Below are 11,808 nucleotides of genomic sequence, written 5' to 3'. Positions count from 1 at the left end.
GAAGCGCGATCAAGCGCATGAAACACTCGAAGCGAACGAGGGCCAATCATGAAATGCATTAGCGATATTGCCGAGCTTCGCCTCTTCATGCTCCGCAACGAACGACCGATCTATTTCATCTCAGCGTCGCTTTTCAATCTGATGGGCATCGACGAATGGGTAGGGAGCTTCAAGTTCATCAGCTACATCGACCCCTTCGACGGGCGCCATCCCGACGTTTTCGTTCCCTCCAAAATCCCCGGTTTCAAGCCCAAGAGCATCGAGGACATCACCAACCACCTCCTCCAGCACCCGGAAGTGATCGACTATATCAGCAGGCGCGGCGGCCGCCCCGGTATCGTCTGCCTGATGTTCAACGAAAAGACCGAAGAAATCTGCAAGAAACTCGGCGTGGAGATCTTGCTCCCGACGGCCAAGTTGCGCCAGCACTTTGACAACAAGATGGAAACAGTGCGCATCGGCAACAAGGCGGGCGTGCCCTCCGTGCCCAACACGCTAGGCCCCGCCCGCACCTATGAGGAACTTGATTGTTCGGCGAGAAAGGCTGGTCTCGGCGCCGACCTGGTGGTGCAGACCGCCTTCGGCGACAGTGGCAAGACGACCTTCTTCATCGCCAGCGAGGATGACTACAACCTCCACGCCGCGAAAATTTCCGCGGAAGATGAGGTCAAGATCATGAAGCGCATCAACTGCCGCAGCGCGACTATCGAGGCCTGCACCACGGCCTCCGGCACGCTCGTCGCCCCACTTATGACCGAAATCATCGGCAAGCCGGAGCTGACGCCCTACAAGGGCGGCTGGGCTGGCAATGAAATCTTCGCCAACGCCTTTTCCGAAGAGGTTTGCGCCAAGGCGCGTGACATGACCATCCGCCTCGGCGATCAGTTGCTCCAGGAAGGCTATCGCGGCTGTTTCAATGCTGATTTCCTCGTCGTTCCCGAGGACAATGAGGTCTATCTCGGCGAGCTCAATCCGCGCATATCCGGCGCAAGCTCGCTGATAAACCAGGCCGCCTTTGCCTTTGCCGATGCGCCACTCTTCCTATTTCACCTAATGGAATTTCTCGGTATCGAGTACGATATCGACGTTAAGGAACTTAACGATCGTTGGGCACGGAAGGAACTCATCGATTCCCGGTCGCAGTTGATTCTCAAGTCGAGCGAGGACGTGGGGATTGCCGCCCATGCGCCGGCGACGGGCATTTACCGGATGGCGCCGGACGGCAGCGTGTCATACGACCGCTTCGCCTGTAGATGGAAGGCGATAGAGAACGATGGGGAGGCGTTCTTCTTGCGCTTCACCGGCCGCGGTGACGCCCGCTACAAGGGCGCCGACCTCGGAGCCCTTGTCGTGCGCGGGCGGGGGCAGGACGACGAATTTGAGCTAAACGATCGCGCCAGGAACTGGATCAAAGGCATCAATCGCCTTTATGTCAGCAAGCCGGCCACCGAAGTCCAGCACGCCTAAGCGAAGGAGCCGATCCGTTGAAGATTCTGCAGGACGCCATGGACTTCAAGTTCGAAGCTATAAACGAAGATGTACCCGGTCCCAAATGGCGCCGGGTGTTCGATCGCCATTGGCCCGTCTACAGCCGCTGGTTCGTGCGCGAAGGTGTCCGATCGCGCCCGACCTATTCCGTGAGCCTCAGTGCATTGCGGACACATATGCCGAAACTGCTGCCGACCTACGAGGCGATCGTGGAGACGGCCGGCGGCGGGGATCTCGAAGCCCGCTTCCTATCCATGTGGTGCCCGCCCTTCTATGTGGGCGGCTGCTCGCAGGCGATCGTGACCGGTGCGGAGCCGTCGCTCATTCGCAACTATGACTATAGCCCGCGCCTTCTCGAAGGCACCTGGCTCGCGTCGCGCTTCAACGGCAAGCGCGTCGTCGCGGTGGTCGATTGCCTGTGGGGCGTGCTCGACGGCATCAACGAGGACGGGCTGGCGGTCTCGCTCGCCTTCGGCGGGCGCACAGCCGTGGGGCAGGGGTTCGGCATGCCGATTGTGCTGCGATACGTGCTGGAGTTTGCCAACACCACGGCCGCAGCCGTTGCCATGCTCCGTGATATTCCAGTGCACATGTCCTATTCCATCGCGGTGATCGACCGTCAGGGAAACTACGCGACCGTCTATGTAAATCCGGATCGCCCAGCGGAAGTGGTGGAGCGTCGCGTCAGCACCAACCACCAGCACGGCGTAGAATGGGCGTGCTACGCCGAGATCACCAATTCGGTCGAGCGCGAGGCGGCGGTGGAGAAATTGCTGCCCGCCTCGGCGAGTATCAAAGACGTTCTTTCCGGCTTCCACCGACCCCCCGTGTATCAGACACACTACGGACGTGACTGCGGCACGCTCTACACCGCCGTCTACCGGCCGCTCGACGCCTCGGTGGAACTGGTCTGGCCGGGGTCAGTCTGGCGGCAGTCCTGCGCGGATTTCCAGGACGAGGTGCGGACCATCCGCTTCAACGACGGGGATTTCGGCCTCGCGCCGACCTTGAATGGGGCTCGGTGAGCAGCTGACGATCATGTGGATCGATTATTTTGCCCTCGTGTAACTGATATCCAGCAGCAGCGATTTCGTGTCTGTCGCAACAAAGCACGATCCATTGTCACTCAGCCATTCGACGGCTTAGGAAGGGTATTGATGCGGCCAAACGGTTTTCGACGGCCGTGACGACAAGGTTCTGAACATCTTCGCTTTCGATGCCTTCACCTTTGGTTCGGACGGTGCAACAGCTCCCGCGAATGTGGAAGTGATCCCTACGAGGGGGGCTGGACATGGGCTGCCATGAGAAAAGGCCGGGCGACCGGTGAAGACGAACCGCCGCGTTGCGGTGAGCCTAGCGCGTCTGCACCGCTCGGGCGAGCTGACCGCGGTCTGAAAACATCCTGGTTCTTGATCTAGCCCAATGCAATCTTCCTGCATTCCTGCTCTTTCTGGAGGTGGCTCACTACCACGATCTTATCAGCAACAAAGACCGCGCACTGGAATTGCTCGAGCTCCCCCTGACGTCGCTGGACGGGTAATGCCTGGGGCGGGAGGTCTGAAAGAGAGGGCCTTATCATATCTGCTGCAGACCCTGACCAACTACACGCGAGAAGTTTTGTTGCGTGGCTCAGGGGAAGAATGTTGCCGAACTCCCCAGTCCCGCAATTTGATCAACTCCAGCAAAGGACAATGGATGGCGCGCGAATACTTCCATTCCCTGGCTGGGTCGACGCACCCAGCCTTGCAACCGCACGGCGACACCGATCCATCAACACCAGTAGCTTATGCAGCGGACAACTCTGGCACCACACAAAGCCGATCTGAGCCGACAAAGCTCAGGTCCAAGACGGAGGTGCCAGACGAAACACTCGGTCAGTTGATGAAGCGCGTCATTACCGTATCCGCAATCACTTTCTGCTTACTGGTGCCCACCCCATCATTGGCGGCCGCAAACAACGCTTTGTATTCCTTCGACGACGGGAATTTCTTCGGCGGACTCGGCCTCGCCAACATCAAGACCCAGGAATTTGTCTATAACGGCGACCACAAGAACAGCCAGCTGAACTGGGAAAGCAATGGGATGACCCTCTTCGCTGTTGGTGTGGACGCGAAGATCGACAACGACAGCGTAAAGGGCAGCGTCGAAATCGGCAGCGGCGGCAACGGCCACATGGTTGACTACGACTGGAAGAGCACCGGGCACGATGACTGGAGCGACCGCTCAATCCATCCCCTCACCGAACTCGATCACTATGTCGCCGGAGCGATCCAGTTGAACCGGATCATCTACGGCAACGCGACTACCAGTATCGCGGTCGGCGCCGGTATCCACTATGCCGACGTCAAGTGGACCGCCTATGGCGGGTCCGGCATCTATACGAAGGAAAAGTTCCGGGACACACCTAAGGTTTGGCCAGACTGGGAAAGAGGCATCAGTTACCGGCAACAGATACCGATTGGCTTCCTCAGCCTGAGCGGCGAACACGTCCTCGGCGATCTTACGATCAGCGGCGGCCTTCAGACCGGCTTGAGCTTCGGCATCAACGACACCGACGACCATTGGCTGAAGCATCTCCGTTTTCATGATGACATAAACCCAGCGCCGACGATCGGCGCAACTGTTGCCCTTGACTACGCGATGACGCCAGCTGCTTCGCTCTATCTGTCCGCTTCATTCGAGCGGGTGTTTAACAGCCGCGGGAAAACGCAAGTAGACGACACCGAGAAGGGCACACGCTCCGCTTGGGAGAAGGATGCGACCGGGGCAAACTTTCAGTCGATGTCGATCTTCCTCGGGGTAAAGGCCACGTTTTGACCTGGCAGCATGACTATTTTCATCAGAAGGCTATCGCCGCACATCAGTCTGACTATTCCGGGACACAACAGCCTGGAAGATTGGAGTCGGAACAAGGGCAGTTCGGAAATCGTACGAAAGTCTGAACGGAGCAGGAACAGGCGCTCAGACGGAAGATCAAGGCCTGATCGGGTCCAGCGGTTAGCCATGTTAACGCCTCAGGAACTGAAGTAATTTCGCGGAGAGCTGACATTGGAGAACGATTTTTAGGCGGAGCGCTCGGCAAGGACGGTTGGAGAGAGGTTCCAGTCGGTCAGTCACGGAGAAACCGACATGGCACAGGCCATTGACAAAATCACCCTCACCGCAGCCCGCGATATTCTCGTTCAACAAGCTGTGCTCAGTCAGCAGAACGTCCGCAAGATCAAGGTAAGCGTGTCGATTGAAGACCTCGCGGAAGATATCGCCACCGTGGTCTTTTGACCAGCCTCAATGTTGCACCGAACTCGACGACGATGGGGTTTAGACCGGCATCTATCGCTTCCCGCCGGCGGTTGCCGGTATCGTGCCCTTGAACGGCTGTTGCGCAGAAGCGCCTTGCCAGGACCGCCGGCGTTCCCTGCATCGCCAGCCGCGGCGAGACGCTCGAGGTCGAGGATTCCGTTGCCGGGAACGTTCAGCGCGTCGGCGTTCATCCGCTCGACCAGTTCCGCGCCCTCCAGAGCCTGCGGGAACAAGGGGCAAACGCTGCTGCAGCCTGTCGAGGTCTTGAGTCTTCACCGCCTCAATCGTTGCACCCGTTCTGTTCGGTTGGGGGCGAGCTACCGTAACGGCCCAGGCCGTGAGCGGGTGACCTTGCAGAGTTTCTCGTTGCAGCGCGGGCGATCGGCCGATATTTTTTTATCTCTTGCGATCGGCGAGTGAGACGATGTTATCTTTTCAACTTTGATGTTGACAATAGTTAATAATCCCACATAACGTCTCCCCTTGCCGAAAGGCACAAGAGAAATATCGGGAGGAGAACAAGATGAATTCCTTGAGCGGATTCCGCCCACGGGGTGCGGGCGCGGTGTTGCGCGGCAGTGCCCTCGTCGCGATGGGTTTGTGTTGGGCCGTTCCGGCATTCGCCGACGATGTAATTCGCGTCGTTTCGCCTTACCAGACTACGACGCTTGATCCGATGCGCTCCGCGGCCGCCGGCAACATCGAAACTTACGGCCAACTTTATTCGCGTCTGCTGCGCCGGAACTCTGAAACCGGCGCGCTCGAGCCGGGGCTCGCCGAGAAATGGGAGATTTCGCCCGAAGGCAGGAGCTACACCTTTCATCTGCGCGATGCCCAGTTCTCGGACGGTTCGCCGATCACGGCTGCCGACGTGGCCTTCAGCCTCAACCGTGTCCGAAGCGACAAGAGGTCGGCTTATCCTGCGCCGCTGGGGGCGGTGGAATCGGTGACCGCGGCGGATGCGAAAACCGTGTTGATCACGCTCAAGTCGGCCTTCGCGCCTTTCCTTGGCAACGCGGAAATCTGGAACACGGGCATCGTCTCGAAGAGCGATGTCGAGAAGCGCGGCGATGAGGCGGCTTTCGCCACGGTCCCGGTTACGTCCGGCCCCTATGAAGTCAAACAGTGGAAGCCGAACGAGAAGCTTGTTCTCCAACCCAATCCGCACTACTGGCGCAAGGGCTATCCGAAGTCGGACGCCACGGTCGAGCTGATCGAGATCACATCGCCCGAAACCCGCATCGCTATGCTGAAGGCCGGCGAGGTCGACGTGGTGCGCGCGGTGCCGTGGGCGCAGATCGACGAGCTGAAGGCGGCCGAGTCGGTGGATATGCGGCTCGAGCCTTCGACCACGATCTACATGACACTGCTCAACCACAAGCGCGAGCCTTTCTCCAATCTGAAGGCGCGGCAGGCGGCTGGCAAGGCAATCGATAACCGCGCCATGGCCGCGGCCATCACGCGTGGCTATGCCGAACCGGCGAACACCACGCTGCCGGGCAGCCTCGATTTCCATGACAAGGATTATCCGGGCATCCCGCACGACCCCGCCAAGGCAAAGCAACTGTTGGCCGAATCCGGCATGGTGGGGCGCGAGGTAAAGATCCTGGCGGCCGCCGATGCGCCGTCCCAGCAGACGGCGCTGCTGATGCAGGCCCAATGGCAAGCGATCGGGTTAAAACCGGTGATTGTGAATGTCGATAGCGGCGCTTGGTGGGATGCGACAGGCAAAGGCGACTACGACGCCGCAGCCAACTGGTGGTACAACGAGACTCCCGATCCTGACCTTGCCGTCCGCTGGGCCGTGTGCGGATCCTGCGGCTCGAACTCCTACAACACCTTCTATGCAAATCCGAAGGTGGACACGCTCGTGGAGCAGGGCACCAAAGAGGCGGATCAGGCCAAGCGCGCGGAAATCTACAAGAAGATTCAAAAGATCACCACCGAGGAGGTGGCGCAGATCCCCCTCTATTATGCGCCAAATGCGGTTGCCTATTCGAAGCGTCTCCAGGGTCTCAAGCTGACGCCCTCGCTACAGTGGACGCTGGAAGAAACCTCCATCGGCCAGTGAGCCGCCTTCGCCCCTGACACTCGAACCGGAGAACCGGATTGACTCTACTGCAACTCATTTCGCGGCGCCTGCTGCAATTGATCGGTGTGCTTGCCGGTATCAGCCTCGTGACGTTCCTTTTAGTGCACATGGCGCCGGGCGATCCCGCGCGGCTTCTTGCCGGGGAGAGGGCGAGTGCTGAAACCATCGCTGCGATCCGGTCGCAATATGGGCTCGACCTGCCGCTCTGGCAGCAGTTCCTGACCTATCTTGCCAATCTCGCTTCGGGCGATATCGGCCTGTCGCTGCGCTTTCAGCGACCGGTGAGCCAGCTTATTGAACAGTTCATGTGGCCGACGCTGTTCCTGACCGGCTATGTGCTGTGCCTCGCCATCCCACCGACGGTCGTGCTCGCCTTCCTCGGCGCCCGCCGTCCAGGCGGCATCGCAGACCAGGTCGTTCGCCTTTTGGGGATTGCCGGCCTCACCATCCCGGTATTCTGGCTAGGCATCATGATGTCGCGCTTCTTCGGCGTCAGCCTCGGCTGGTTTCCGGTCTCGGGCTACGGCGCCGGTTTCACAGGCCATCTTCATCACCTCTTCCTGCCGGCCCTGTCGACGGCCATCTGGCTGGTACCGGTTCTGACTCAGAGCCTCCGCGCCGCCCTTATCGAAAAAACGACGGCCGACTTCGTCACCGCCGCGCGGGCGCAGGGCGCCACAGAGCGGCAGATATTCTGGCAGACCATGTTGCCGAACGCCGCGCTGCCGACGCTCAACCTGCTCGGCGTCATGGTGGCCTTCATGATCGGCGGCGCCGTCATCGTCGAAACCGTCTATGCGGTGCCCGGCCTCGGCACGCTGATGGTCAACGCGCTGCTCGGGCGCGACTACTATGTCGTGCAGGGCTTGACGCTGATCTTCGCGGTCTCGACCGTCCTGATCACGCTTATGGTGGATCTGCTCACCGCCTTCATCGACCCGCGCGTCCGGTTCTGAGGAGATAGCCCATGGCTGACAGCCCTATTCTTGTGCAAACCGCGCCACCCGTCGGCAGCATTACCCCTACCATCCTGATTGCAGTCGTCATTCTTGGTGGATGGCTTGTGATGGCGCTAGCCGCCTCCGCGATCGCGCCCTATGATCCCAATGCTATTGACATCATGAATATGCTTTCGCCGCCGAGTGCCGCCCATTTGTTCGGCACGGACCAAGTCGGTCGCGACGTCTTCTCGCGGGTTCTTTTCGCAAGCCGGGTCGATCTGCTGCTGTGTGTGGCCGGGGTGCTTCCGCCCCTCCTGATCGGCACGACGATCGGGCTGTTGAGCGGCTATTTCGGGGGTGCGGTCGATACCGTGTTCATGCGCATCTATGACCTCACCGTCGCGTTCCCCTTTTTTGTTCTGGTGCTGGCCATTGTCGGCGTGCTCGGGCCGGGGCTCGTCAACTTCATCCTGGCGCTGACCCTCGTTGGCTGGGTCAGCTATGCGCGTTTGGTGCGGGCGCAGGTCCTGACGATCCGCGAAAGCGAGTATATCCAGGCGGCCAAATGCCTCGGCTATTCTCCGGCCACCATACTCAGCCATCATGTGCTCCCCAACGCCATCGGACCGGTCATCGCCTATGCAGCCAGCGACGCGGTGCTCGTCATGCTCGCCGGCGCAAGCTTCGGCTTCCTCGGCATGGGCGCGCAGCCGCCGCTCGCCGAATGGGGCGTGATGATCGCCGACGGTCAGGCTTTCGTGGAGCAAGCCTGGTGGATCTGCCTGTTTCCGGGATTGGCCGCCATTTCGCTCGGCCTCGGTTTTGCTCTGCTCGGCGATGGACTGGGGCAGATACAGCGGATGGGAGTTACGGCATGAGCGGGGGGGAAACGGGCAAGCCGCCGCTGCTTGAAGTCAAGGATCTGTGCGTCAGCTTCGGTGGTTTCGCGGCGGTGAAGAACGTATCGTTCACGCTCCAGCCGGGAGAAATCCTCGGCATCGTTGGCGAAAGCGGTTCGGGCAAATCCGTGACCTGCCGCGCCCTGATGCGGCTGCTGTCGGCTAAGGCACGCGCCGACGGCACGGTTAGGCTCGACGGACGCGACCTGCTGACGCTTGGCGAGGACGAGCTGTGTGCCATTCGCGGCCGCGACATCGGTATGATCTTCCAGAACCCGGCATCGCATCTCGATCCATTGCGCCGCATCGGCCCGCAGGTCGCGGCGCCGATGATCCGGCACCTCGGGATCGGCATGCGCGAAGGCCTACAACGCGCGATTAACCTGCTGGAGGATGTGGGTATACACGAGCCGGAAAAGCGCGCACGGTCCTATCCGCACGAGTTTTCCGGCGGCATGAAACAACGGGCGATGATCGCCGCCGCGATCGGCTGCCAGCCGAAGCTGCTGATCGCCGACGAGCCGACGACCGCTCTCGACGTCACGGTGCAGGCCCGCATCCTGGAACTGCTCAAGGAGCTCAATCGCAAGAATGGGCTGGCGATGATCCTCATTTCGCACGATCTCGGCGTCGTCGCGGATATCTGCTCGCGTGTGGTGGTCATGCGCAATGGCGAGGTGGTGGAACAGGGGCCGATCGACGACGTCATCAACCGGCCGCGCCATCCCTATACAAGACTGCTGATCGAATCCCAGCCAGGCCGCAAGAGCTATGGCACTGCGAGCGGTCCGGATCGGGCAATGCCGCTGCTCAGCATCGAAAATCTTTCGGTGACCTTCCCCGCCGGACACGGCCTGCTCAGCGGCTTCGGAACCGACAATTCCTTCCGGGCCATCGACGGCATAGATCTTATGATCAATACCGGCGAAACCGTTGGTATCGTAGGCGAAAGCGGCTCCGGCAAGAGCACGCTCGCCCGGTCGATAATTCGCCTGAACACGCCGAGCGGCGGTGCGATCCGCCTAGACGGGCAGGATGTCGGCGCACTCGGGGGGGAGGCGCTGACGGCGTTCCGTCGCCGTGTGCAGATGGTGTTCCAGAACCCGTACGATTCACTCAATCCGCGCCTGACCATTGCCGAGGCCGTCGCCGAGCCGATCTGGCGGCATGGCATCGCGGACCGAAAGACGGCGCGGAAAGAGGCCGACGTCTTGCTGGATATGGTGGAATTGCCGAGCAGCCTGCGCGATCGCAAGCCACAGCAGCTTTCCGGCGGCCAATGTCAGCGCGTCGGCCTTGCACGAGCGTTGGCGCTGAAACCGCAGCTTCTCATCGCCGACGAAATCACCTCGGCGCTCGATGTCACGACACAGGCGCAGATCCTGGAATTGCTCGTGCGGCTCCAGCGTGAGCGCTCGCTGACGCTGCTCTACATCTCGCACGATCTCGCCGTGGTGAGCAGCCTTTGTCAGCGCGTCTACGTCTTCAAGGCCGGGCGTGTCGTCGAGCAGGGCGCGGCGCAGCAGGTTCTGTCCAGACCGCAGGATCCTTATACGCAGGCGCTGGTCGGTTCGCTGGCCCGGCTGCCGTCGGTCCGGACAATTTCCCTTTCACAAGCGGTAGTAATCCATGCGCCTTGATGAATATGCAGCCCATGATGGAACCGGCCTCGCCCGGCTGCTGGCGAAAGGCGAGGTCACTCCGAAGGAGCTCGGCCGGTGCGTCGAACAGGCCGTCGCGGCTGTGAACCCGGCGCTGAACGCCGTCATCGAACTGTATCCGGACGCGCTCGAGACCCTGCCGGAGGCGGCGTCCGCCACCCCCTTCTGCGGCATTGCCACCCTCACCAAGGACTTCCCGATCGAGGCGGGCCGCCCGGCCGAGTTCGGCAGCCGTCTCGCGCGAGGTTTCCGCGCCGGCCATGACTCCGTCTACTGGACACGGTTGCGCGCCGGTGGCCTGAACAATGTCGGCCGCACGACAAGTTCCGAATTCGGCGTGCCAGCGGCGACGGAATCGCCCCTTTATGGCGCAACGCGCAATCCTTGGAACCCAGAGCGCGGCGTCGCGGGTTCCAGCGGCGGCGCGGCGGCGGCCGTCGCCGCAGGCATCGTGCCTTTTGCACAGGGCAGTGACGGGGGTGGATCAATTCGCAATCCGGCCGCGTTCTGCGGCTTGATCGGTCTGAAACCTTCACGCGGGCGGGTTACCGGCGCGCCGAATGGGAATGCCCCGCTTCTGGGCCTGGCAACGGCCTTCATGCTCACGCGCTCAGTCCGCGATACCGCAGCCCTGCTCGACCTGTGCCATGGCCCGGAAGCCGGCGACGGCTATGAGATCGCGCCGCCAGTGGTCACCTATCTCGACGCCATCAAGCACCGGCCGCAGGGGCTGCGCATCGCCCTGTGCACGCGCTCATGGTCCGGTGTGCAGATCGACCCGGAGGTTGTCACCGCGACAACATCGGCGGCGGAGCGGCTTTCATCCCTTGGCCACCATGTCGAAGAGGCCTCGCCGGATTTTGATTATCCGGCCTTCCTCCAGGCGCAGAAGGTCATCTGGGCCGCCGACGCCGCCGCACATATGCCGGCGATGGCGCGGCATATGAATCGCTTGCTCGAGGAAGCGCTTGGCACGAGCGTATATGCTCTTTATCGATGGGGGCTCGGCATCAGCGGTGCACAGCTTATCGACGCGCTTGCCGTCTATGATCGGGTGACGCGGCAGGTTGGGCGCTTCCTTGCCGGATATGATCTTTTGCTGACACCGACCAGCGCAATGCTGCCGGAACCGATCGGCACGTTCGATCCCGATCGAGCGGGCATCGATGCGGAAGGCGTATTCAATGATCTTGCGCCGAAGGAGACTTATACTGCGTTGTTCAATGCGACGCGACAGCCCGCGATCTCCCTACCGCTTGGAAGCAGCCGGGATGGTCTACCTATCGGGATTCAGCTTGTCGCCCGTTTTGGACGTGAGGATCTGCTGCTTGCGGCGGCGCTGCAAATCGAGGAAGAAGTGGACAGCGCTCCCGGCGTCTGGGGGCAGGGGCGTCCAGCCATTCACGCCGGCAATTTCTAGGAGTCTG

General features: G+C 61.1%; 8 protein-coding genes and 2 pseudogenes. 9 read left to right on the top strand and 1 reads right to left on the bottom strand.

Going from position 1 to position 11,808, the window contains the following annotated elements; translation table 11 throughout:
• Positions 1-48 precede the first annotated feature (48 nt).
• Together FFR93_RS37135 and FFR93_RS37130 are read left to right on the top strand one after the other, a co-directional pair.
• Entirely contained in the window at positions 49-1,467 is a 1,419-nt protein-coding gene (locus FFR93_RS37135; protein WP_138396844.1) for a biotin carboxylase, read from the top strand.
• Between the two features lie 17 nt (positions 1,468-1,484).
• Positions 1,485-2,513, top strand: a complete 1,029-nt coding sequence (locus tag FFR93_RS37130; protein WP_138396843.1) for a C45 family peptidase — start codon at positions 1,485-1,487, stop codon at positions 2,511-2,513.
• Between the two features lie 45 nt (positions 2,514-2,558).
• Here FFR93_RS37130 and FFR93_RS37125 read toward each other — a convergent pair.
• Positions 2,559-2,712: pseudogene (locus FFR93_RS37125) on the bottom strand (IS3 family transposase); the annotation flags it as partial.
• A 471-nt stretch (positions 2,713-3,183) separates the two neighbouring features.
• Between FFR93_RS37125 and FFR93_RS37120 the strand changes: the two are divergent.
• The 7 genes and pseudogenes from FFR93_RS37120 to FFR93_RS37090 all read left to right on the top strand — a co-directional run bounded on the left by FFR93_RS37120 (position 3,184) and on the right by FFR93_RS37090 (position 11,801).
• On the top strand, positions 3,184-4,305 hold the full coding sequence (locus FFR93_RS37120; protein WP_246661399.1) for an omptin family outer membrane protease: 1,122 nt from the start codon (positions 3,184-3,186) through the stop codon (positions 4,303-4,305).
• 312 nt (positions 4,306-4,617) lie between these two features.
• Positions 4,618-5,024: pseudogene (locus FFR93_RS37115) on the top strand (DNA-binding protein); the annotation flags it as partial.
• Positions 5,025-5,311: 287 nt separating this feature from the next.
• Positions 5,312-6,859 carry an ABC transporter substrate-binding protein gene (locus FFR93_RS37110; protein WP_138396842.1) on the top strand — a complete coding sequence of 516 codons (1,548 nt, stop codon included), beginning with the start codon at positions 5,312-5,314 and terminating at the stop codon, positions 6,857-6,859.
• A gap of 38 nt (positions 6,860-6,897) precedes the next feature.
• Complete coding sequence (locus FFR93_RS37105) at positions 6,898-7,836, top strand: ABC transporter permease (protein WP_138396841.1); 939 nt, start codon at positions 6,898-6,900, stop codon at positions 7,834-7,836.
• 11 nt (positions 7,837-7,847) lie between these two features.
• Positions 7,848-8,699 carry an ABC transporter permease gene (locus tag FFR93_RS37100; protein WP_138396840.1) on the top strand — a complete coding sequence of 284 codons (852 nt, stop codon included), beginning with the start codon at positions 7,848-7,850 and terminating at the stop codon, positions 8,697-8,699.
• Complete coding sequence (locus tag FFR93_RS37095) at positions 8,696-10,360, top strand: ABC transporter ATP-binding protein (protein WP_138396839.1); 1,665 nt, start codon at positions 8,696-8,698, stop codon at positions 10,358-10,360. The genes FFR93_RS37100 and FFR93_RS37095 overlap by 4 nt, the downstream gene beginning before the upstream one ends.
• On the top strand, positions 10,350-11,801 hold the full coding sequence (locus FFR93_RS37090; protein ID WP_138396838.1) for an amidase: 1,452 nt from the start codon (positions 10,350-10,352) through the stop codon (positions 11,799-11,801). Before FFR93_RS37095 ends, FFR93_RS37090 begins: the two co-directional genes overlap by 11 nt.
• Positions 11,802-11,808: the final 7 nt, after the last annotated feature.

Source organism: Rhizobium sp. MHM7A (assembly GCF_005862215.1).
GTDB classification, from domain to species: Bacteria; Pseudomonadota; Alphaproteobacteria; order Rhizobiales; family Rhizobiaceae; genus Rhizobium; species Rhizobium bangladeshense.
The sequence above is the reverse complement of the archived record's forward strand: the minus strand, read 5'-3'. Positions and strand labels throughout refer to the sequence as shown.

What these genes read in the sequence shown, in the direction of transcription:
- FFR93_RS37100 (WP_138396840.1), top strand. Translation starts at nt 7,848, where the DNA reads ATGGCTGACAGCCCTATTCTTGTGCAAACCGCGCCACCCGTCGGCAGC.
- FFR93_RS37110 (WP_138396842.1), top strand. Translation starts at nt 5,312, where the DNA reads ATGAATTCCTTGAGCGGATTCCGCCCACGGGGTGCGGGCGCGGTGTTG.
- FFR93_RS37090 (WP_138396838.1), top strand. Translation starts at nt 10,350, where the DNA reads ATGCGCCTTGATGAATATGCAGCCCATGATGGAACCGGCCTCGCCCGG.
- FFR93_RS37095 (WP_138396839.1), top strand. Translation starts at nt 8,696, where the DNA reads ATGAGCGGGGGGGAAACGGGCAAGCCGCCGCTGCTTGAAGTCAAGGAT.
- FFR93_RS37135 (WP_138396844.1), top strand. Translation starts at nt 49, where the DNA reads ATGAAATGCATTAGCGATATTGCCGAGCTTCGCCTCTTCATGCTCCGC.
- FFR93_RS37120 (WP_246661399.1), top strand. Translation starts at nt 3,184, where the DNA reads ATGGCGCGCGAATACTTCCATTCCCTGGCTGGGTCGACGCACCCAGCC.